The sequence below is a fragment of the Paraglaciecola sp. L3A3 genome, assembly GCF_009796765.1.
Taxonomy (GTDB): domain Bacteria; phylum Pseudomonadota; class Gammaproteobacteria; order Enterobacterales; family Alteromonadaceae; genus Paraglaciecola.
In genome coordinates this window covers 2613045-2635738 of record NZ_CP047023.1, presented here as the reverse complement: position 1 = coordinate 2635738, position 22694 = coordinate 2613045, and the positions used below count along the sequence as shown (strand labels likewise).

Below are 22694 nucleotides of genomic sequence, written 5' to 3'. Positions count from 1 at the left end.
GCTGGACTATATGACTGAATTAAGCCAACAACACAGCAATAAACCGGTTATAGAGGGGATGCAACCCCTTGTGCCTTTGACGTTTCCTTTACAAGGCAGTTCTTTGATTGAAGCCAGTGCGGGAACAGGCAAAACCTATACAATAGTTAATTTATATTTACGTTTATTGTTAGGCCATGAGTGTCAGCCATTAGGTGTTGAGCAAATTTTGGTGGTGACTTTTACCAATGCAGCGACAGCAGAATTAAGAGAAAGAGTTCGCCAAAGATTGCGCCAAGCTTATTTGGATTTTTTTGCTCAGCACAGTGACGATAGCTTTATTCAAAGTTTAATCGAACAATCTAACAACATAGAACAAGATTGCCAGCGCTTAGCTTTAGCCAGTAAACAAATGGATGAAGCTGCGGTTTACACTATTCATGGCTTTTGTCAAAAAGCGTTAACTGAACATGCCTTTGAAAGTGGTGCCTTATACGATCAGGGGTTTATTCTGGATGAAAGCGAGTGGGTACAGATTGCGGTGGAAGATTACTGGCGCAAATATATGGTGCCATTAGCTAAACCTGTATTGCAGTTGGTGTTAAAGATTTGGGCTAAACCAGAAGTGTTACTTAAATCGATTCAAAATTTTATTCACCGGCAGGCCGAGATACATAAAGAGCTTTCGGTAAGTGACTGTATTGACATAATTAATCATTACCAAATACTGGTCATCCAGGTTAAATCTTGGTGGTTAAACAACCAAGTGTCTGAGCAACTGGATAAAGCTAATTTAAATGGTCGAGCTAAGTTATCTAAATTATCATTTTTACAGCAAATGGATGATTTTTGCCGAAGTGATCTATTACAAATGCCTAAGGATTTGGGCAGCTGGGATGATTTAGTCCCAGAGAAAGTAGCCAAGGCTGCGAAAAAGGGCAGTGCTGATTTATCTCATCTTGATTTTAATCAATTTGAACTATGTGTACAAAGCTTAGAAAATTGCCAAAACGCAATTAAGGTCAGTTTTAGTCAACAAGCTATCGAGGTCGTACGAGATAATTTACAAAGCCAAAAACAACGTTTACAAATGTTATCGCCAGATGATTTATTGACAGGGTTACAGCGTGCTTTAAGTGCTGAAGAAAATACCTTAGCCAGTGCTATTCGACATACTTATCCGGCTGCTTTAATAGACGAGTTTCAAGACACGGATCCTGTGCAATTTGAAGTTTTTAGCCAGATATATTCAGCTGACGAAGAAGCTCAGCAGCAAACTTGCTGGATCATGATAGGTGACCCTAAACAAGCCATTTATGCTTTTCGTGGTGCCGATATTTACACCTACATTGAAGCGAAAAAACGTATCCCGCCATCAAGACATTTCACTTTGGCAACAAACTGGCGGTCGGCAGCTAATTTGGTAGGTGCCATTAACCATTTATTTGTCAGCAGTAGTAAAGGGTTTTTATTCGAAGATAATATTCCTTTTTATCCGGTGGCAGCAGGACGTGATTTTAATAGTGCTGAACATTCTGGTTTGCGGATTAACGGCAGCACCATACACAGTCTACATTTTGAACATTTTTGTAGTGACACAGATCCAGTGGTCAGTGAAAAAGATGCGCAACCTGTACTCGCACAAAGTATGGCTAATCACATATGTGAATGGTTAACGTTAGCCAAAACTGAACAAGCACAAATTAATGGAAAACCTGTCAAAGCGGGTGATTGTTGTGTACTAGTAAGAAATCGCTACGAAGCCAGCATCATCAAGGATGCGCTGTCTGCTGTGAATGTAGACAGTGTATTTTTAGCCAGAAACAGTGTGTTTGATACACAAATAGCCCAAGACTTGTATCGATTATTAAAAGCTATTAGTCAACCAAGTGAAGAAAAATTACTTAAAACAGCTTTGATGAGTGAGTTGTTTGCACTGACTGCCAAACAATTAGATGAATTATTTAATAATGAACTGGCTTGGCAAAATATATTAGAACAAAGGTTTATCTGGCATCAGACATGGAATAAAAAAGGCTTAATGGCGGCTTTAAATCTTGCCTTCGGTTACTTTAATGTAGAACAAGTGCTGGTATCGCAATATAAAGATGGTTTACGGCGTATTACTAACTTACGCCATTTGGTTGAATTATTGCAACAACAAAGCCTTAAACTACAAGGTGAAGCTGAGCTTATTCATTGGTTCGAATCCTGTTTATTAGAGCCTGATCACAATAGTGAAAGCCAACAATTACGTTTAGAAAGTGATTCTAACCTTGTGCAAATAGTCACCTTACATGCTTCTAAAGGCCTAGAGTTCCCTTTGGTTTTTATTCCATTTGGCCCCAGTTTTAAAAGCAGTAAAAATGCCATATATCACAACGAGCAAGAACAACTAGAAGTTGATTTTCTGAATTCAGATCAAGCAGTGTTTAAAGCGGAATATGAAAGGTTAGCAGAAGATGTTCGTTTGTTTTATGTAGCGGTCACCCGAGCTGTATATTATTGTAATATTGGTATTTGGAATATTAATTTAGCGCCCAGTAAAAAATTGTCGGGGTTTACCCAATCTGCTCTGGGTTGTTTATTATTATCTGAGCTTGACCCCAGCGATGCTGAAGTGAACGGCGCTATTAGTAATCAACATATCCATCAAAGCATTGCAGAGTTAGCTAAACACTGTGATGTTTCTTATCAAGCTTTAAGTCAAATTGAGCCTTTGAACCAAGGTTATATAGATGATACCAAGCAGGTTGACGTGTCTCTGCATTGTTTACAGCTAGACCATAAAGTACAAAGGACTTGGCGTTTAACCAGTTATTCTGCCATTAGCCGACAACAAATACATGTGGACATGCCCACACCTGGTTTAGATGAAGGGCAAGATTTAAACCCACAAGAAATTCACCATCAAGAGCAAACTCTAGAGTTAACCGACCTTAAGTCACCATTTACTTTTGAGCGTGGTGCCAATGCTGGTTCATTTTTACATGGCGTATTAGAAAATATCGATTTCCAACAATTAGATAACTTGACCGAGGTTATTCAACAACAATCAATTAAGTTTGCAATCGATCCCAGTTGGCAAGAGTGCCTACATACTTGGTTAACTGAGGTAATACATAGTCCATTTAACAAAGTGTTGGATCCCACAAAAGAGACAAATAGCGACAACGAAATAGCCTTATTTAGATTGAGTAAAGAACAAGTTAAAGTTGAAATGGAATTTTATATGCCACTACATCAAGTGCAGGTCCATGATTTTAATCGGGTGATTAATCAGTATTTTCCACAACATTATCGTCATTATCAATTTGAGACTCTTAACGGCATGATCAAAGGTTATATCGACTTAATGTTTGAATTTGACGGCCAATATTATGTGGCAGATTACAAGTCAAACCACCTAGGCGACGATCACCAAAGTTATAATGAAGCAGCAATGGAAAAAGGAATGACAGAGCATGATTATCATCTACAAGCCATCCTTTATACCTTGGCATTACATAGATGGTTGAAAAATAGATTGCCTGATTACAATTACGAAAAACATATAGGCGGTGCTTATTATTTGTTTATTCGGGGTATGAGTAACAGTACGAATTTACAAGATACTAGCTGTAATGGAGTGTATTACCTAAAACCAGAACAAAGTTTAATCGAAAATTTAGATCGTTTATTTGACGGTAAAACAGAAGAGTTAACCCAAGTATTAACGGCTAATACACAAGCTCAAGTCTCTAAAAATCAGACCGAAGGGCAGTTAGATTTATGGTAATGGCTATAACAGAAAGTATGAATAATAGTAGTCAAAAAAGTATTGCTTTAGATACGTTATTAAAGTCTTTAGTTGATTTAGTGAAGTTAAGAGCAATTGATTGTGCTTTCGCCGATTTTATCTACCAACAAGAACAATGTTTGTCTGAACAAGATAAAATATCTGTTGCTATGTTAGCGGCCTACATTAGCTTTAGTACTGGGGAACAACACACGTGTATAGACTTAAATGAGCTACAGACTCTTAATTTAAAGGGGTATCAGTTTCCAGACAAGCATGCTTTATTAGAATTATTATCTCAAGCGAATACTGTGTTGTGTATTCCATCTCATACTCAAATTTGTACTAAATTAGCTAAACCACTTGTAGTACAAAATGGAAAAGTGTATTTGCAGCGATATTGGCAATATGAGGTGGAGTTGGCCGCTATAATCCGCAATAAAGCAGATAAATATCGAGAAGTGGATTGGTCTGCGGCTCGTACAATATTAGCCGACTTATTCGACGATAGCAGCAATATCGCCACAAGTTTATTAGATTGGCAGAAAATTGCTGTATGCCTATCTGCCTGCCAAAGTTTAAGCGTCATCAGTGGTGGACCAGGTACAGGTAAAACGACAACTGTGACAAAATTATTAGCTCTGTTACAAGGCTTAGCGGGCAAACAAAACAGAATTCTAAATATTCAATTAGCTGCACCAACGGGTAAAGCAGCAGCTCGACTGACAGAATCAATCAGTGCTGCGAAAAAACGTTTAGCTCCTCATTTACAAATGCACTTACCTGAGCAGTGTCAAACTATACACAGATTGTTAGGCGCCAAACCTCTAAGCCCTTATTTTAAAGCCAATAGTAATAATCCACTGCATTTGGATGTCTTAGTTTTAGATGAAGCGTCTATGGTGGACTTACCTTTAATGGCTAAACTGTTCTCTTCCTTACCAGAAGATGCTCAAGTCATTTTGTTAGGTGACCAATATCAATTAGCCTCAGTAGAAACAGGCAGTGTTTTGTCTGATATGTGTTTGCAGGGCGAAGTTAGTTCTGAATTAGATGCAGCTATATTGGCACGCTATAGCCCTGAATTAATGGCTAAATTAACCTTGTTGATAGATGATTTACCGGTTCCAAACACAGACTATTTATTGCCTAAAACCAGTGTTATCGCAGACAATCTCGTAAACTTGCTGAAAAGCCATAGATTTTCTGACGACAGTGGTATTGGACAATTGGCTAAAGCAATCAAACTTGGAGCACAGACATCTGTACAAGCATTACTCAAAGAGCGTGCCTTTGATGATATTCACTGGTATCAAATTAGCTCAAATGCGGCGGCCAATACTCAATCATTGGTAGCAGAACAAATATTAAAACAGTTAATCAGTAAGTTATTACCCATATTTAAGCTGTATGCCACAGCGGTTAAACAGGGGGATATACGCTTAGCCTTTAATTGTTTGCAGCAACAGCAAGTCTTATGTGCACAAAAGTCTGGATTTTGGGGCGTTGAACAAATTAATGCTTTAATTGAAAGCGAGTTAGATAAACAGGGTTTAATCGACAAACATCGAGACTTTTATGCAGGACGCCCGGTAATGTTGAGTAAGAATGATCATCAACTTAAATTGTTTAATGGTGATATCGGTATTGTAATGCCTGATCCGCAGAGTCCGAGCTTAATGAAAGTTTGGTTTCTTACCCCTGAGGGTGAGGTGAGGGGATTATTGCCTAGCCGGTTACCATCTCATGAAACCTTGTATGCCATGACTATTCACAAAAGCCAAGGTTCAGAATTTGAATCAGTGTATTTATGTTTACCTTTATTAAAAGGTAACAATGGTGGTCGTGGCTTAAATCGAGAACTACTCTATACAGGTTTAACCCGAGCTAAAAAGCATTTTACTTTGTTCGCCCAACCACAAGCCTTAGCGTTAAGTTTGGCACAGCAATGTATACGTAGCAGCGGCTTAGCTGACAGATTATCGACAAAATCAACAGCATAAAAAAGAGTATTTGATGCAACCCACACCAACAGAATGGCTACCTTTACAAAATATATTGCGGGATATTGTAGTCAATGCCAGTGATGGTTTGACTGAGTATGAGCTATTAAAACAGTTACAATCACCAGCCTATCGGGTGTTTCAGCAACAAGACTTGCAAGATCCACTGGTGTTATTTCAAACCCATTTTATTATCTTTAATGCGTTATACCACTTGAAACAGACTTACTTACAAGAGCAACTTGGGATATTAGAAATTAGCTGTCTATCTATTCGCCTCACACCTTGGCAACCCGGACAAGCAGGTTTACAACAACAAGATAAACTGGCTGAGTATTATTTAAATTGGCAACATTTAGCTGAAACGGATCAACAAGCAGTAGAAAAATTACTGGATAGTTTTTGGCAAGGCTTGTCTGGCAATTCCACTAAGTCTACAGCAACAATGAGCACTGACGAGGCGTTAAAAGTCCTAGAGTTAACCGAGCTTAGCTGCCCACAAATCATTAAAAAACAATACCGCAAAATGTTGCATAAACATCACCCAGATAAAGGGGGGAGTACTAGTCATACAAGGTTGTTGCATCAAGCTTATGAGAGTTTGTGTTAATAGCACAAAGGCATACGCTGCGCATACGGGGCATGACTACGTCATTTATGTGCTGCGCACACGGAGCATGAACTTCGTTCACCAAGCATTCGCTGCGCTCACCGCAATCCATTGCGTTTTTGATACGGCGTCCCTGCCGCACCAGTTACTCTTTTTCAACAGCAAAAAAGAGTAACCAGAAAACGCCGCGCTCCGACAAAGCTCTATCTCTATTTTTTATAAACTCAAAAGGCCGTGCTGATTTGTTCCCGACAAAACACCACTCAATTGGCTATCCATGCCAATTGTCCTATTGAGTTTGTAATAAAAAATAGCGAACTTTGAGTCGCGACAAAGTCAAAAGCATTCACTTCGTTCATAAAGCATGGCTTCGCCATTAAAGGCCACTGTGAACTCAAATTGAGTCATTCCGGCAGTATTTTAGCCGGAATCCATTTCTTTTTATTTTTAGTTTCGCATATTCGTAAGATCAAGGTGTTTGCCTATATTTAACTATGACTTAAACCTTGGATGCTCAAAAAGTTAAGCTATACAGATACTTAGAAAGTATGTTAAAAATAGAGAAAATTAATACGCGGTGTGTCCCCGTGTTTAAACACGGGGTAAGCAGACTGATGAAACTGTTAGTTCCACAAAGTTTTGAGTGATCATATCTAAAGGAAGATTTATGACAAAGTATGAGAATTTAGTAAATATTCTAGATCAGGTTCGATTTGAATCTCCAATTGAGTTCAAGAGTTATAGACCTAAACCAGATGATTTGGAACAAATCAACCAAGCTCGTGGAAGAACATTAATACACCTTTATTTAAAGGTGACTTTTGGTATTTTAGACTTCAAATCAAGAGAGAGATTAATTACAGATAAAGGCTACGATGCAGGAGTGGATGCCTACTACATTAATACTGAAGCCAAAGAAATTTATTTCATTCAATCGAAATTCAGAACTAATAAAGATAACTTTGAAAGTAAGGAAATATCTCCTGACGAATTACTAAAAATGGATATAGATAGGATTGTTGACGGAGAAACACATGATGAAGATGGTAATGAATATAACGGCAAAATAAAGCAACTTCTTAGAGAGTTATCTCAAGTAGATGATATAGGGAGATATAAATATAAAGTTATAATTCTAGCAAATTTGAAATCACTTAAACCCAGTCAAGTTAAAAGACTAACTAATGGGTTTCCTGGTGAAATTTTTGACAATGAAAGAGTATATAAAGATTTACTGTTTCCTGTAATCACAGGAACTTATTACAATAATAACCTTCTTTCTATATCATTAAACTTAACTAATAAAAACTCATCAAGTGCAAGAATTAGCTACAATGTTGAAACAGAATTTAAAGATTGTGATATCACTGTCGTTTTTGTTCCAACAGAAGAAATTGGTAGAATTTTATACACATATAAGAACTCAATCCTAAAGTACAATCCTCGTTGTTTTCTAGAAATGAAAACTAACTCTGTGAACAAAGAAATTCACAAGACTATAACCCAGAAGAAAACCAATGAGTTCGCGCTTTTTAACAATGGGATAACAATGCTCTCTGACGATACTTCAGTTAATGAAAGAATTGGACAAAAAGATAAGGCTCAAATAGTTGTATCAAACCCTCAAATAATAAATGGTGGTCAAACGGCTTTTACATTAAGCCGTATATATGAAGATATTAAAACCGGTACTGAAAATGGAGACATTTTCAGTAACAAAGAAGTACTACTAAAAATAATTACATTTGGCGAGCACTCTGCAACGAGTGAAACGAAAAAACGTTCATTAATCGAAAGTATATCCAAAGCCACAAATAGACAAAATGAAGTTTCTGATGCGGATAGGCGTTCAAACGACAAAATTCAGATAGATTTGCAGGAGTTGTTTTTTAATCAATTTGGTTATTATTATGAACGTAAAAAAGGAGAGTTTGCTGATGGTATTAAGGATAAATACATCTCACGTAATCAAATAATTGACCGAGAGTTATTATTAAGATTAGCTGTATGCTGTGATATGCAGCCAGCCGTAGCTAGAAGATCTAGTGGAAAGTTTCTTTTTCAGGAATCTAACTTTACTAAATACCTTAATGACTCAGATAGAATTATTGAGTATTTTTATACATTTAACGTTTATCAAAGTATAAACACTCTTGAAAAAACATTAAGGGAAGATGCCAATGATCGTTTTGGTACTTCTGCATATGGACAAGCAATACGCTATGGTCGGTTTGCTGTAACCGCAGTTTGTGTAAAAACGTTATATAAAGGCATTGAGTCTCTAAGTGAAATAAATGAACACTTAAAATCTGTAATAGATCGATGGATTGAATTTGAAAATAGTGCACAAGAGAATGCTAGAAATTCTTCATATTTCAGAACCTATCAAGATGAAGGCACAGGAGTGTTAAAACAAGATTTAAACTATGAAGGTTACTATAAAGGCCGCACAATCCATGATGATTTAAAACATTTTTTCGGTATCTAAGTGAAACTAATCGGGTCGCCGGAGGTATCTAACTTTCAGCTCCCACAACACCCTGAATGAGGTTTTGCACACTACTTAAAAGGATTTAGGAGGTAGAGCGAAGCGATGCCAGAGCCGAGGCCTTTCACTTTAGATGGTGAAGCGCAGACAATAAACAGGATAGGCATCATAAGAAAAAGTTTATGTGCACTAGTGATACTAACAAGACACCCTTGGTAGTTTTTAGACCCGATAAAGTCAATAAAAACAAATTGTTATGTTTAATCAGGAGTTGAGATTTTGATAAGTACTAAGGTGTTAATTATTGATGGAAATGAGATAAAAGATGAAGAAAGCTTTCACTTTGAATTTAAGTTTAAGTTGGGATTACCTTCGTTTTATGGGGCTAATTCAGATGCCCTAATAGATTCTTTATCATACCTTGACGATCAGACCTGTAATCAATCTAAGTATTTGCAGCTTGGAAGAAATGAAAATGTAGTTTTGTTATTAAAATCATCAAGGGTTTTTAAAGATACCTGCCAAGACCTATTCTTAGAACTACTGGATATCATTTTGGCTGTAAATGAAGGGTACGAATTATCAGGCAGTCATACTCGTATACTGTTACAGCTTGAGAATTAATTTATCAAGCTGTAACAGTACGGACTCAATTCTTGCTATTCACTAAAATCTATCTCCTAGCTACTGCTTTTAGGGCTTTTAGTTTTTCCTCTGTGTAGCGAAGCCTCTGTGATTTGTTGCTTTTATCTTTTGCATTTAAATTAAGTTAGCTTTTCTCTGTGTTCCTCTGTGACAAGCTTTTAGTCTTTGTTGTTAAAATTGGCCCGATTAAATGATGACTATTGGGGTGTAAAACGGGGAAGGGCAACAAAGTGGATCCGCGCTAACAACGTACAGGAATGTAAGCGTCCGGTAAACCACACCTAGTCACTAAGGTTTGTTAATTTGAAAATACCTTCCCATTATTAAGGAGAGGTATTATGAAGCATAGAACACTAGATGAGTGGCGAGAGTTGATTTCCCAACAACAATCAAGTGGCTTAGCCATTATTGATTTCTGTCGAGAGCACAGGCTTAGCACATCGAGTTTTTATAAATTTCGTGGGCAATTACAACAACAAAATCGTGAGCCAAAATTTCTAAAGGTCAGTAAGCCCACTGTTGATACTAAGGTTCAGTCTACAATTTTGCTCACCTTTGGTGAGGTGTCTTTATCTTTTTCCTCAACTTGCGAGCCTGCTTGGTTAGCAAATTTCGTCAAGGCGTTGCAATCATGAAAATGTTCGTTGAGCCAGATGACATATATTTACACTTATCGCCCATCGATTTTCGTAAATCCATCAATGGTTTATTGGTGATGGTAGAAAATGAGTTGAAGATGAATGCGTTTACCGGTGCTTTGTTTCTGTTTTGTAACAAGAAGCGAGATAAATTGAAGTGTTTGTACTGGGATAAAACCGGCTTTGCATTATGGTACAAACGCTTGGAGAAACATAAGTTCAAGTGGCCTAACGATATGGAACTGAGCCATATGCATTTAAGCGAACAGCAACTTCACTGGCTATTATCTGGCTTTGATGTGATGGGTCATCAGCCATTGCAATACCGTGCCTCTGGCTTATAACCGCAGATCATAAGCAGCGATTAACGATCACGAATTGGTCTAAATAAATTAAGGTTATCAATGGGTTATTGAGAGATAATAACGGTATGCCTATTGATATCACCTCTCTCCCAGATGATCCAGCAGCACTCAAAAAGCTGTTGTCTGAAGTTGTTGCCCGTAACCAGTTCTTAGAAGAGCAGTTCCGCTTGGCTCAACAAAAACAATTTGGTGCCAGTAGCGAAGGCTATCCTGGTCAAGGTGAATTGTTTAATGAAGCGGAAGAGCTGGTTGAACAATCCGAAGTTGAGCCAGAGCAAGAAAACATCAGCTACGCCCGCAATAAACCTAAGCGTAAACCGTTACCAAACAACTTACCTCGTGAAGTTGTAGTGCACGATATTGCTGATGAAGATAAAGTCTGCGCTTGTTGTCATGGTGAATTACACAAGATAAGCGAAGATAAAAGTGAAAAGTTGGAATTCATCCCAGCCCAAGTCAAAGTGATTGAACATATCCGTCCCAAATATAGCTGCAGGGCCTGTGAAAAAGATGGGATAAGCAATCACATCAAACAAGCCCTGGTACCGAATTCTGTTATCCCTAAAGGCTACGCTACTCCAAGTTTACTGTCCCAAATCATCAGCAGTAAATATCAATATGGTTTGCCACTGTATCGCCAAGAAGCCATGTTCAAACAATACGGGATTGAACTAAGCCGTAAAACCATGGCCGATTGGGTGATAAAAAGTGCTGACATCCTGCAAGTACTGTATGACAAGCTCAGGCAAACCTTATTACAGCAATCTGTTATTCAGGCCGATGAAACCACGTTAAAAGTGGTAAACGAAGACAAAGCGACCAGTTATATGTGGTTATATGCCACAGGCGCCGACTCGCCAGAAGGAAAATTAGTCAATGCAGACATACCCAATATCGTGCTGTTTGATTACCATAACAGCCGAAGTGGCCAATGCGCAGTAGACTTTTTAGGGGCGTACTCAGGCTATCTGCAAGTAGATGGTTATGCGGGTTATCATAAAACCCAAGCCACACTTGCAGGCTGTTGGGCTCATGCGAGACGTAAATTCGTAGAAGCCAAAACTGCGCAAGGCAAGAAGCCAAGCGGCAAAGCCGACTGGGCCCTGAATCACATTCAAAAGCTGTATCGAATTGAAACCAGTATAAAAGACAAGTCTATTGATGAACGCTACCAAACACGGCAAGAAAAAAGCCTACCGTTACTTAAGCAATTTGAACAATGGCTGATAAAGTCAGAACAACAAGTACTGCCCAAAACTAAACTGGGCGAAGCAATTACCTACTGCTTAAATCAATGGGAAAAATTAACCGTTTACCGCAAAGATGGCAGATTAAGCATCGATAACAACCGTGCTGAGCGAGCCATAAAGACCTTCGTGATAGGCAGAAAAAACTGGTTGTTTAGTCAAACAGCCAAGGGCGCAAAGGCCAGCGCAGTTCTCTACTCAATTATCGAAACTGCCAAAGCCAACGGCCTCACGCCCTTCGATTACCTAAATCATCTGTTAGAGCATATCAGCCAACCGGATTACGACATCGAAAACCTATTACCATGGAATACCAATAACAACTAGGTGGGATCACCGGACGCTTACACAGGAATGACTGACTTCCTGCATTTTAATGGGGGCAGATCATAGTTCAAGGTCTCGACTATTCACTATTTACTCGCCCCTAGTTACTGCTTTCCACTCAGCTTCATTCTGGTTTAGTCTGCTCTATTCTGCTTTTAGGCTGTCCATGACTTGCTGTAATTCTTGTTTAATTGCTGGATCAGTCAGTTCACCAGCTTGCATATCGAAGTTGTCATAAAAATTAGCGATAGAAAAACTGCCTTTTACTTCACCAGCAAAGTGTGGGGTTGATGCCACTGCGGCGGCTAATACATTTTTTGCGCCGCTAGGGCCTGGTGATGTGGCGAGCAATACCATAGGTTTGTGTTGATATAGGTTTCTTTCAAAACGTGATACCCAATCAAAAATATTTTTAAAAGCCGCAGAATATGAGCCATTGTGTTCTGCAAATGAAATCACTAAGGCGTCTGCTTTGCTAATCTTGGCATAAAAATCTTTGGCTAATTGTGGAATACCTGATGCTTCTTCGCGATCAGAACTGTAAATTGGCATCTCATAATTGTTTAGATCTACAATTTCTGTTTCTGCATCAATTAATTGAGCGGCATAAGTGGCAAGGGCTTTGTTAATAGATTGACTGCTGTTACTAGCGGCAAATGCTAATATTTTCATAATGTTTCTCCTTTGTAATATGCAGCTATTCTAAATCAGATCATTACTATGATTAATTAGGTAAATAAATAATAATTGTTTCCATATGACTTGTAATGTAGTTTTGTTTTATCCCCTTATGTTGAGAACATTATGAGCTTTACACCCACATTTAATTCGAACCTATTTGATGGTATGGCTATTTTTGTGGAGCTGATTAACCACGGCAGCTTTACTAAAACAGCTGAAGCAAGCGGGCATTCTACGTCGTATATCAGTAAAGAAATCAACAATCTAGAGGCTAGGGTGGGCGTACGTTTGTTAAACAGAACCACCCGTAAACTTAGCTTAACCCCAGAAGGCCAATTGTATTTTCAACAATGTTTGCAAATAGTTGAAACCGCGCAACAAGCCCAAGCCACTTTGTTAGGGCAGCAACAAGAGCCGATTGGTAAATTAAAAATAAGCTGTCCAGTCAGTTTAGGTTTATCAAAATTGCAACCCATACTCGCCGATTACATGACGGTATATCCTAAAGTCAAAATAGAACTAGAGCTAAACGATCGGAAAGTGGATTTAGTCGCAGAAGGCTTCGATATAGCCATTCGTGCGACACAAAAACTGGAGGATTCTAGTTTAATTAGTCGCTGTATCATGCGTTCTGAAGCTGCGGTTATTGCTTCTCCTGACTATCTTGCTAAATATGGTACACCTCAAATCCCAGAAGATTTAGTGGCCCATAAAACTATTAGTTACAGCAATATTAAACAACCTAATTTATGGGAATTTGAGAATGCTGATGGCAAATCTAGTATCGTCAAAGTTGATAGCCATATTCTAACCAACAGTTCAGAAATGGAAATTGCTTTATGTTTAGCGGGTAAAGGGATCACTCGTATGCCATGTTTTAATTTACATGGTGAAATAGAGCAGGGGCGTTTAATAGAATTATTTCCGACTTATCAAAAGCAACAAATAGAAGTCTATCTGGTATACCCAAGTCGTCGGAATATGTCCTCAAAAGTCAGATCATTTATAGATTTTGTAGTTGAACATATAAGTGACTGAAGAATTTAAATAGCCTTAATAGACCCAGACTTTTATGTTTTATCTGCTATATATTTAAATGTAAATAACGGGCAGTTCTCTACTTCATAGGAATTTATTATGATTCGGTTAAACTTCATCTTAATTTTTATACTCACAATGATTACAAGCAATGGTTTAGCCAATGTAAACAAGACTTTATATTTGAATAGAGATGTAGGTTTTAATGTGCAAGGGTATAACTACAATCAAAAACAACTGCCTTGTGATGTCGATAATTTCTTAGTCGATGATATTGCTTATCGAAGTGTCGATTATAATTTAGATATTAAAACCGTTGGCACTGGGGATCCAGTACCTAAATCAGATATACCAGTTTTAGCTATAGAAATTGATCATTTAGCGTTAGGTAAAAAAGGCTTCAATTTTGGTAAATCAAAAAATAGTGTTTTACCTTCAATGCAAGTGACTGTTGCTTTAATTAGAGATGAAAAATTCGGCGGCAATATTTTAGCTAAACATAGTTGTGCCATCCTCACCTTAAAAGATGTATCGCCAGCCACTTCAGGCATTTTAGATATGGGCACATATGGTATGACTGTTTGTGATGCCACCCAAAAATGTATTAAAGACTTAAGTAAAGATATAGTTGAATGGGTGGTTCCTAAATTATAATTTGGCTTTGTTCGGTATATTATCTAAATGTGGTTTACCCACTATGTAGGCTCGGCGAAAGGTTTCAAAATACTCGGCTAATGCATCTGCTGCAATGTAATCTTCAGCTAATCTAAGAATTTCAATGGCCACTTCAGCAGTACAGAGTTGGTGCTCATGAGCCGCTTCTCTTAACTTGTAATTGGAAGCTTGTTTAGGTTGTATTCCAAGAACAGGTATGTGGTTTAGGCTAGGACTTTTAAACATTTTTTTAGCTTCACGCCAAGTACCATCAAGCATAATAAATAAAGGTTTTTTACCTTCTTTAACTGATACAAGGTCATTTGGGCTACTGATACACCGTTCTACAGTCGCATATTCATGGGGGAATACCAAGATTGGTGCATAACTTGGATTAGCAATTAAATCTAATAATTCAATTTCAGGATCTTTTCGCTTCCAAACAAATGCATGATTATCAGGGATGACATCAGCAATAATTCGGCCAGTATTACTGGGTTTATAATATTCGTCCTTGTACATTAATAAACAAAAAGCACAATTGCTTTGAATAATAGGCCGCTGGGGGCAGATGCATTCAGCTTGAGGAATTAAACATAAATCACAACGTTTGACTTTAAAACCTCGAGCTTTAAATTCACGTGTGGAGAGAAGTTGTTGTTTTGTTCTAAGTCTTAAGACAGAATTATAAATCGTCAATTTGTATACCGCAGATTAAAATACAAAATTTGTATTGGTTGTTTATTGTAATGTCTAGTTCTGGCCGAGTCTCTTAAAACATGAAAATTAATGTATCTTCTGATATTTACATCCGTTTATTGCTTCCAACAGATGCAATAAGTTTATTCAATCTAATACAAAGTAATCGTAATTATTTAAAACAGTGGTTACCTTGGTTAGACTTGGTAAGTAATTTTGAGCAGACCCAAACTTTTATCGATACTGCAATATACCGTCATAATGAATCTGAATCTTCTAACTATGCCATCTTTTACCAAGAGAAACTCGTAGGGTTAGCCGGCTTTAATACATTTGATTTTCAAAATAAAAATGCCACTTTAGGTTATTGGTTGGCTGAATTGTATGTAGGTAAAGGTATTATTACTCAGGTAGTAAAAACCCTACTAGATATGGGATTTATAGACTATAAATTACATAAAATAGCAATACACTGTGCAGTAGAAAATTTAAAAAGTCGAGCGATACCAGAGCGTTTAGGATTTGTCTGCGAAGGTCAATTTAGGCAATGTGAATGGCTATATGATCATTATGTTGACCATATGCTGTATTCAACCTTAAAAACAGAATTTTTTGACAGAATTCAGTAACAAAAGATCTAGATAATAATGTGCTTTATTTCAAACTAGGTAATAAAATATTGTTTTTAACGGAAATGGTAATATCAACCTATAGGAATTGGTTATGAGTTATGTGTCAGCTAAAGATTTTTTAGATTTAAGTAAAATGCTACCAGAGCAACGTTTTGAGTATGCCTTAACCAAAATGATTGAGACACAATACTTGTGGGGGCTTTATGGTAAAAATGGCTGGGTTATGCTCAAGGCCGATGAAGATTCTTGTATGCCAATTTGGCCACATAAAGAATTTGCTACATCTTGGGTAAAAGAAGACTTTCCAGATTGTGAACCCAAACAAATAGATTTTGTTGAATGGTTAGATATTTGGTTACCTGGTATGCAAAAAAATAACACCTTAATTTTGGTTTTTCCTTTAGGTGAAGACGAAGAAGGTATTATTTTAGAAGCTTCTGAAATGCTTGAATGTATTGAAGACGACCTTAACGCGCAAGAAGAATAGTGTCAGTGGCATATGGATTGGGCGATAATAATGCCCAATTCAAAGTGTATATTGGCAACCAGCCGAATTTTCAAGGATTCAATAATTTAGTCACCATTCAGGCCCTTGGCAAAGGAGAAATATTTGCTATTGGCCAAGCTTGTGGCAATGGCTGGCGAAAAGTATTTAATGTTTACAGTAAATTAGTGTTTGCGTTAAATACTAATGACCAAGTTGATGTCAGTCAGTATAAAAGCTGGCAGCATTTTCGTGATCATTCTTTACTTCAAGCTCAATCCAACACCGCATTATTGTTTTCTGAACCTAATTTAGCCGATACATCGAGCCAAAGTTCTGACCAAGATATTCATATAGTGATGGGGAAAACTTATGCTAATTCTTTAACTATTGCATCAAAACTTCTTTGGTTGGATAAGGAATTTGCTATTAACAAACAACAAAATTTAATAGTCTGTCCCTATTTTGATTATCGTCAATTATCAAATATCAAAATCATCCGTTTGGTGGAATTAATTAACAGTGTAAAGGCATAAAGTATGAGTGGTTCAACAATTAGAAACTTATTTGCTAATTTTACCCATCAGCAAGCGAATGATTTAATTTATTTTGATAGTGCAGCCACCAGTTTAAAATTGATCTCTGTTATATCTGCCACTGAAAAATATTATCAAGTTAATACCACAAATGTGCATCGCTCTAGTTATAAAGTGGCTGAGCAGGTGACTCAACAATTTGAACAATCAAGGCGTGATGTTCAACAGTTTATTAATGCCAAAAGTGAGCAAGAAATTATTTGGACTAAAGGAGCAACCGATAGTCTGAATTTATTAGCCACTTGTCTTGGTAAAATTAATTTTTTTGATCCTTGTCGCAATGAAATAATTATCGCTGCTTCTGAGCATCACTCTAATATAGTGCCTTGGCAAGAATTAGCCCAAAGGCTAGGTTTAATCATCAAAGTGATGCCTGTTAATTCTAAAGGAGTATTAGATTTAGCTCAATCGTTACCACTGATCACCAATAAAACGGCTCTAGTGGCTGTGGCTCATGTTTCAAATGCTCTTGGCAATATCAATCCAATTCAAGATCTTATACAACAAGCTAAACTTTTCGGCGCTTTAACTGTGATCGATGGTACCCAAGCCGTTGCCCATATGCCAATTGATGTACAAAAACTCGATTGTGACTTTTATATATTTAGTGGTCATAAAATGTTCGGTCCTACTGGTATAGGAATATTATACGGAAAATTAGATCTGTTAAACAAACTCCCTCCTTATCAATATGGTGGTGAAATGGTTAAAACAGTAAGCTTTAATCAAGGCGCAACCTATCAAGCCAGTCCATTAAAATTTGAAGCCGGCACGCCGAATATTGCAGGTGTGTTAGGCCTTAGTGAAGCAATAAAGTTTATTCAAACTAATAGTCATTTAATTACATCAATAGAAGCTGACCTGTATCAAGAGTTATTACGAATTTTGACTGACATACCAGAAGTTATATTATGGGGCGACACAAGCAACAGCATTTCTTTACAGGCTTTTACCGTCAAAGGGCTAAATCCTTATGACTTAGCCGTGTTATTAGACCAACACAATATTGCTCTTAGAGTAGGTCACCATTGTGCAATGCCCTTGTTCGAAGCCTTAGCTATTGATGGCGTATTGCGTGTTTCGCTGGCATGTTATAACACTCAATATGAACTGCAGTTATTTGCTATAGCGCTAAAAAATTCTATTGCCAGTTTACTCAATCACGATCAAGAAACCTTAACTGTCGAAAGCGCTGAACAACAAACAGATAAGGTTCATCTGGGCTCAATAGCTCAAAAGGTAATGATCGCTAAGGGGTGGGATAATACTTATAGACAATTAATGTTAGCCGGTAAAAACCTGAATAGATTGAATGAGCAAGATAAAACTTCAGATACACAAGTGTTTGGTTGTGAAAGCCAAGTCTGGATCAAGTGTGAACTTGTTAATGGACAATTAGTTTTACAAGGTGATTCGGCTAGCAAAATTGTCAGAGGTTTATTGGCTGTCATATTTGAAGCTTTAGATAATCGTGATATTTCACAAATTATCGGTTTTGATCTACAAGAATATCTAAGTCATTTAGGACTCTCTCGTCATTTAAGTGAATCAAGAGGCAATGGTTTAGCTGCTGTATTTAAAAAAATTGTCGCTTTTTGTGAATTAAAGCTGCCACCAATTAGGTCTTAGTTACTTACTATCTTCAATCTATAACAAAATTACACGAATGTGTTGTCACTTCAAAGGTAAAATATGAGCTCTGTACAAAACACTACGAATAAAATATTAAATAAAAAAAACTTTATAAATCTCGTCAAATTATTAGTTATGGTACTGATTGTGCTTGGTGTAAATCGTGGAGTACAAAGTTATTTAGGTGAGGCTGCTTATGACAGTACTGGCTTAGGTAATTTGTCATATAACGCCGCATTAGAGCAGGCAAAGTCTTCTAACCGTTTGGTATTAGCTGACATGTCCGCTATCTGGTGCCCCACGTGCCGTAAGCTAGATAAAGAAGTTTTGAGTAACTCAAAGGTACAAGAGGTGATCAATCAAAATTATGTGTTTACTCGTATCGAATATGAGTCTGATGAGGGAGAAGCTTTTATGCAACGTTACGATGTTAACGGTTTTCCTACACTTTTAGTATTGAATCAAGTTGGTGATAAGTTGGTGCAATTACCGCTCACTTTTGATCCTGAAAAATTCAAAGACTTGCTAAATCAAGCGACCAATCAATTTAATAAGTAACCTTTAGGAATAAAAATTTGTGATAAAAACTCTATTGAGTCTGGTAATTTTAATCGGAGCAAGCCTTAGTACTTCAGCGGCACAACAGCCAATCAAAGTTAAAGTATTTATCGCCGGTATGTTTGAAATTGGAGCCAACAAAGGTGACAAAGCAGGTGAATTTCAACACTGGTACCTGAAGTATTTTGATGGTCAAGCGCCTATTCAAGTTAAAGGTGCGGCAGGTCCTGTTTTTTGTAATAAATCAGGCGTATGTGGTTCTGTATTAGGTATGGGCAAAGTTGCTTCGTCTGCTTCTATGCAAGCAATTTTATTAAATGAATATTTTGATTTATCACAAAGTTACTTCATATTAAGTGGAGTAGGGGGAACACCTCCATCAAAAGGTACAATAGCAGATGTAAGCTGGGGCACCTGGTTAGTTGATTATGATCTCGGTCATCGCTGGAAGGCCGAAGAAGGCGAAATTGGTAAGCCTACATTTATGCCTCGTAGTGGTTATGAGGGTATCCGCAGCTATCATTTAAACGAAAACTTAGTCAATTGGGCATATACCTTAAGTAAAGATATTCAATTAAAAGACTCGCCCAGTGCTCAAGCTTATAGAACACGTTATCCAGATAAAAGTGCTAGACGAGCTCCTGCTATTACACGGGGAACTCATATAACTGGTGACACATTTTTTCATGGGCCAGGCTTATCTGCAGAAGCACAATATATTACTCAATTATATGGTGCTGATGATTATGTGATGACAGAAATGGAAGCGACAGCCTTGAGCCAAGTGATTGATAGATTACATGGTACAAAAAGAATTTTAAGTCTGAGGGGAGCTGTCAATTTTGACCAAGGCCATCCAACCGAATCAACTCTTGCTCATTTAGATCCCGCTCCAGGTGAAACCGCAGGTGGTTTTGCTGAAACAGTAGAAAATATTGTGTTGGCAGGGTCAAAAATAGTGGATCACATAGTCGCTAACTGGCATGTTTGGCAGCAAGGAACACCTGAACTTCCTTAACTAATTTATATTATTCAAACATTTTGTTTTTGGCTTCGATCCACTGCGCCATATATTGTGTGCTTTTTAAATGATGATGTTGCAACATTTGGCCAATAAAATTTTGGCCTCTATGTTGTTTAAGATCTTGTTGCGCAGCGTTTAATTTTTTTGTAAGTGTATGTTGGATTGTATTCTTGTTGAAGTTAGTCTTTATCAAATTATAGCCAGTAGTTTGAAAATCTTGCCAGCTGCCTTCGTCTGTATATAGTTTTATGGCTTGTGCGGCAAATTTTACAGCGAGCTCTTCTTGATTATCACTAATATTTAAATCTGTCACATAGCCTGACCAAATATGTCCCATAGTCATACCTTCGACTCCAATGTTTGTGGTTACATTGGGCGTACCACACCACATTGCTTCGGCTAATTTTCCTTTAATACCTGCGCCAAACCTTAAGGGGGCCAAACAAACCTTAGCTTGTTGCATTACATGTTTGGCATCATCAGCCCAACCTTTAACTAAAAAACCTTGTTTTGGGTTATGTAGTTGGGTAGCTTTTGGAGGAGGATATGCACCATAAATATGTAATTCAGCTTTAGGTAACTGTTTCCTTATCAAAGGCCAAATAGCTTGTTTTAACCACAAAACAGCATCCCAGTTTGGCTCGTGTCTGAAATTGCCAATACTGATGAAATCTTGTCTATCTGCAAAGTTAATTGTCGATGGTTCATGTTGTTCTACATCTAACATAAATGGGCAATGACATAATATATGGGCTGGCACTGCAAAGTGTTGTTGTAATAAAGCCATTTCATGATCAGAGATCACTAAGGTTAAGTCACAACGAAATATAGCCGCTATTTCTCTTTTAGCCAAATCGTTGTGTAAATCTTCAGCTGTCATTGGACGGTTCTGTTTAAGCGCTTGGTGCCTAGCATGGCGCAAGGAATGTAGATCTTCAGTATCTAGTATTTTAATCGCGTCAGGACAATGTTGACTGACTCTCCAACCAAATTGTTCTTCCAACATGAAACGGTCAAATAAAACTAGATCAGGGGATAATTGTCTGAGAAATGTATCAAAACTATTACAATTTAGTTCAATCGCTGCTTCCGCCACTCCTAAAGTAGTGAGATCAATTTTATGCTCACCTTGTTGCGCAGGGCTGGCATAAGTAATTTTATAACCCTGAGTTAAGAAAAAATTTATCAAACTTAGCATATGACTGCCAGCTGCCGAAGAATTAGGTTCTGGCCAAACGTAGCCCAAAATTAATAATTTTCTATTACTCATTGTTTAGCAACCTTTATACAATTACGTCCAGCTTTTTTAGCAGCATATAATGCTACATCAGCTTCCTTCATCACTTGGGTAAAGTCATAGGTTTCTTTCGTTCGTTGGGCAACACCAAAACTGCTTGTGACTTTGACGTCTTTGTCTTGGTTTAATTTTTTCGAAGCTTTTTGAGTGTCCTTAGGTGCTTTAACTGGCCTTGGTTTAGTCCTCAATGTTAAACCATAATTAGCAATTGTTTGTCTAATAATTTCTACATGTGGCACTACATCTTGGGCATTTTTTCGAGGGAATACGATAACAAATTCTTCTCCACCATATCGAAATGTTTTACCACCTCCTGTGACTTTACTTAATTTAGTCGCCACCAGTTTTAGCACTTCATCGCCTACATCATGTCCGTATGTATCATTAAACTTTTTGAAATGATCTATATCAGACATGACTACAGTATATTTTCGACCTAGCGTTTGCATATACTGCATTAAGGCACGCCGTGAAGGAATGCCTGTTAGTTCATCCTTAAAAGCCATAGTAAAACTGTCTTTGATAACCGCATAACAAAATAAACAAGCTAACAATAATAAAGTTAATTGTACTAAAGTATCTGAATCTGAAATCTGCAAAGGTGCAATTAACAATAATGCTAAAAATAAGGCGTTGTGGTTGTTATCGCATTTCCATACTAAGCGAATAAAACAAGCTAAAACACAAGATACATACAACAAAATATCCAATGATGTGCCTAAATGCCGGACGTTAGGCATATATTGAAATACTAGATCCTGCATAGGTTGGAATTTAGTTGAAAGGAAAAGCTGTAACTGGGTGGCTATCAACCATGACAATCCTGCGATAGCCAAAATGACCAATAAACTATACAAAACGTTATTAACAGAAAAACCGCGATCTCTAGTAAAAATTAACCAAGTGAGAGTAAATACAAGGAAGTATTGGCGGAAATCAGAATAGTTGGAAAAACTTGTTAATAGAAGATTGATTTCAGGGACAAATAACAACAATAAAAAACAACAATATACTAATCTACTACGGCCAAATTGTAAGGCTATCGCACATGCAATTGCTAAAGAGACATAATTTAACCAATACAGATTGTAAAACCATTCTGATAGTTGTATCGCATAGCTTTGATAGCCCAAACAAATTGCGATAAAAAGCACTAAAGGAGGTATGAACAAACATGCTGAGCGAATGATTTTTGAAAAAAAAGAAGATATTTGAGTATTCAATATAGACCAGAAACAAATCAGCTTATTTATGTAGTTATTGTATGGGAAAAAAGACTTGTATGTAATGGCTTTGGCATCATTAATGGCTTAACAAAT

The 22694-nt window shown here is 37.3% G+C and carries 20 protein-coding genes; 16 read left to right on the top strand and 4 right to left on the bottom strand.

Annotation, left to right across the window (positions count from 1 at the left end):
• Positions 1-10: 10 nt before the first annotated feature.
• From recB to GQR87_RS10980, 8 genes are all read left to right on the top strand, one after another.
• Positions 11-3757, top strand: coding sequence for an exodeoxyribonuclease V subunit beta (gene recB / locus GQR87_RS11015; protein ID WP_158969281.1), 3747 nt, complete (start codon positions 11-13; stop codon positions 3755-3757).
• Between the two features lie 17 nt (positions 3758-3774).
• Positions 3775-5760 (top strand): exodeoxyribonuclease V subunit alpha, encoded by a 1986-nt coding sequence (recD, locus tag GQR87_RS11010; RefSeq protein WP_233267459.1) that lies wholly within the window; start codon positions 3775-3777, stop codon positions 5758-5760.
• A gap of 13 nt (positions 5761-5773) precedes the next feature.
• A complete protein-coding gene (locus tag GQR87_RS11005) occupies positions 5774-6370 on the top strand; it encodes a DNA-J related domain-containing protein (protein WP_158969278.1) in 597 nt (198 codons plus the stop codon).
• 667 nt (positions 6371-7037) lie between these two features.
• Positions 7038-8858: an AIPR family protein gene (locus tag GQR87_RS11000; protein ID WP_158969276.1), complete on the top strand. Its 1821-nt coding sequence runs from the start codon at positions 7038-7040 to the stop codon at positions 8856-8858.
• A gap of 279 nt (positions 8859-9137) precedes the next feature.
• Positions 9138-9482 (top strand): barstar family protein, encoded by a 345-nt coding sequence (locus GQR87_RS10995; RefSeq protein WP_158969274.1) that lies wholly within the window; start codon positions 9138-9140, stop codon positions 9480-9482.
• A gap of 359 nt (positions 9483-9841) precedes the next feature.
• Positions 9842-10138: a hypothetical protein gene (locus GQR87_RS10990; RefSeq protein WP_158966092.1), complete on the top strand. Its 297-nt coding sequence runs from the start codon at positions 9842-9844 to the stop codon at positions 10136-10138.
• Positions 10135-10485 carry an IS66 family insertion sequence element accessory protein TnpB gene (gene tnpB / locus GQR87_RS10985; protein ID WP_158966421.1) on the top strand — a complete coding sequence of 117 codons (351 nt, stop codon included), beginning with the start codon at positions 10135-10137 and terminating at the stop codon, positions 10483-10485. Before GQR87_RS10990 ends, tnpB begins: the two co-directional genes overlap by 4 nt.
• Positions 10486-10571: 86 nt before the next feature.
• Positions 10572-12080, top strand: coding sequence for an IS66 family transposase (locus GQR87_RS10980; protein ID WP_158972858.1), 1509 nt, complete (start codon positions 10572-10574; stop codon positions 12078-12080).
• A 144-nt stretch (positions 12081-12224) separates the two neighbouring features.
• Here GQR87_RS10980 and GQR87_RS10975 read toward each other — a convergent pair whose 3' ends face one another.
• A complete protein-coding gene (locus GQR87_RS10975) occupies positions 12225-12752 on the bottom strand; it encodes an NADPH-dependent FMN reductase (RefSeq protein ID WP_158969272.1) in 528 nt (175 codons plus the stop codon).
• A gap of 132 nt (positions 12753-12884) precedes the next feature.
• Here GQR87_RS10975 and GQR87_RS10970 point away from each other — a divergent pair, with 132 nt between their 5' ends.
• Complete coding sequence (locus GQR87_RS10970) at positions 12885-13799, top strand: LysR family transcriptional regulator (RefSeq protein ID WP_158969270.1); 915 nt, start codon at positions 12885-12887, stop codon at positions 13797-13799.
• A 99-nt stretch (positions 13800-13898) separates the two neighbouring features.
• Positions 13899-14453: a hypothetical protein gene (locus GQR87_RS10965; RefSeq protein WP_158969268.1), complete on the top strand. Its 555-nt coding sequence runs from the start codon at positions 13899-13901 to the stop codon at positions 14451-14453.
• Here the strand turns inward: GQR87_RS10965 and GQR87_RS10960 are convergent.
• Entirely contained in the window at positions 14448-15146 is a 699-nt protein-coding gene (locus tag GQR87_RS10960) for a tRNA-uridine aminocarboxypropyltransferase (protein ID WP_370459633.1), read from the bottom strand. The genes GQR87_RS10965 and GQR87_RS10960 overlap by 6 nt on opposite strands.
• Before the next feature lie 86 nt (positions 15147-15232).
• Between GQR87_RS10960 and GQR87_RS10955 the strand changes: the two genes are divergently transcribed.
• The 6 genes from GQR87_RS10955 to GQR87_RS10930 all read left to right on the top strand — a co-directional run bounded on the left by GQR87_RS10955 (position 15233) and on the right by GQR87_RS10930 (position 20072).
• Positions 15233-15781, top strand: a complete 549-nt coding sequence (locus GQR87_RS10955; protein WP_158969264.1) for a GNAT family N-acetyltransferase — start codon at positions 15233-15235, stop codon at positions 15779-15781.
• A 94-nt stretch (positions 15782-15875) separates the two neighbouring features.
• On the top strand, positions 15876-16271 hold the full coding sequence (locus tag GQR87_RS10950; protein ID WP_158969262.1) for a DUF2750 domain-containing protein: 396 nt from the start codon (positions 15876-15878) through the stop codon (positions 16269-16271).
• 5 nt (positions 16272-16276) lie between these two features.
• Entirely contained in the window at positions 16277-16804 is a 528-nt protein-coding gene (locus tag GQR87_RS10945; RefSeq protein ID WP_233267458.1) for a hypothetical protein, read from the top strand.
• Between the two features lie 3 nt (positions 16805-16807).
• Positions 16808-18493 carry an aminotransferase class V-fold PLP-dependent enzyme gene (locus tag GQR87_RS10940; RefSeq protein WP_158969260.1) on the top strand — a complete coding sequence of 562 codons (1686 nt, stop codon included), beginning with the start codon at positions 16808-16810 and terminating at the stop codon, positions 18491-18493.
• Between the two features lie 63 nt (positions 18494-18556).
• Positions 18557-19054, top strand: coding sequence for a thioredoxin family protein (locus GQR87_RS10935; protein WP_233267457.1), 498 nt, complete (start codon positions 18557-18559; stop codon positions 19052-19054).
• Positions 19055-19076: 22 nt separating this feature from the next.
• Positions 19077-20072: a purine nucleoside permease gene (locus tag GQR87_RS10930; protein WP_255456472.1), complete on the top strand. Its 996-nt coding sequence runs from the start codon at positions 19077-19079 to the stop codon at positions 20070-20072.
• A gap of 10 nt (positions 20073-20082) precedes the next feature.
• On the opposite strand, the gene GQR87_RS10925 is transcribed toward GQR87_RS10930, so the two are convergent.
• A complete protein-coding gene (locus GQR87_RS10925) occupies positions 20083-21348 on the bottom strand; it encodes a glycosyltransferase (protein WP_158969256.1) in 1266 nt (421 codons plus the stop codon).
• On the bottom strand, positions 21345-22598 hold the full coding sequence (locus tag GQR87_RS10920; protein WP_158969254.1) for a GGDEF domain-containing protein: 1254 nt from the start codon (positions 22596-22598) through the stop codon (positions 21345-21347). The genes GQR87_RS10925 and GQR87_RS10920 overlap by 4 nt, the downstream gene beginning before the upstream one ends.
• Between the last annotated feature and the right edge of the window lie 96 nt (positions 22599-22694).

Excerpts from the sequence above, each read along its gene's own strand:
- tnpB (WP_158966421.1), top strand. The coding sequence starts at position 10,135 with ATGAAAATGTTCGTTGAGCCAGATGACATATATTTACACTTATCGCCC.
- GQR87_RS10975 (WP_158969272.1), bottom strand. The coding sequence starts at position 12,752 with ATGAAAATATTAGCATTTGCCGCTAGTAACAGCAGTCAATCTATTAAC.
- GQR87_RS10990 (WP_158966092.1), top strand. The coding sequence starts at position 9,842 with ATGAAGCATAGAACACTAGATGAGTGGCGAGAGTTGATTTCCCAACAA.
- GQR87_RS10950 (WP_158969262.1), top strand. The coding sequence starts at position 15,876 with ATGAGTTATGTGTCAGCTAAAGATTTTTTAGATTTAAGTAAAATGCTA.
- GQR87_RS10965 (WP_158969268.1), top strand. The coding sequence starts at position 13,899 with ATGATTCGGTTAAACTTCATCTTAATTTTTATACTCACAATGATTACA.
- GQR87_RS10925 (WP_158969256.1), bottom strand. The coding sequence starts at position 21,348 with ATGAGTAATAGAAAATTATTAATTTTGGGCTACGTTTGGCCAGAACCT.
- GQR87_RS10955 (WP_158969264.1), top strand. The coding sequence starts at position 15,233 with ATGAAAATTAATGTATCTTCTGATATTTACATCCGTTTATTGCTTCCA.
- GQR87_RS11000 (WP_158969276.1), top strand. The coding sequence starts at position 7,038 with ATGACAAAGTATGAGAATTTAGTAAATATTCTAGATCAGGTTCGATTT.
- GQR87_RS11005 (WP_158969278.1), top strand. The coding sequence starts at position 5,774 with ATGCAACCCACACCAACAGAATGGCTACCTTTACAAAATATATTGCGG.
- recB (WP_158969281.1), top strand. The coding sequence starts at position 11 with ATGACTGAATTAAGCCAACAACACAGCAATAAACCGGTTATAGAGGGG.
- GQR87_RS10940 (WP_158969260.1), top strand. The coding sequence starts at position 16,808 with ATGAGTGGTTCAACAATTAGAAACTTATTTGCTAATTTTACCCATCAG.
- GQR87_RS10980 (WP_158972858.1), top strand. The coding sequence starts at position 10,572 with ATGCCTATTGATATCACCTCTCTCCCAGATGATCCAGCAGCACTCAAA.
- recD (WP_233267459.1), top strand. The coding sequence starts at position 3,775 with ATGAATAATAGTAGTCAAAAAAGTATTGCTTTAGATACGTTATTAAAG.
- GQR87_RS10970 (WP_158969270.1), top strand. The coding sequence starts at position 12,885 with ATGAGCTTTACACCCACATTTAATTCGAACCTATTTGATGGTATGGCT.
- GQR87_RS10935 (WP_233267457.1), top strand. The coding sequence starts at position 18,557 with ATGAGCTCTGTACAAAACACTACGAATAAAATATTAAATAAAAAAAAC.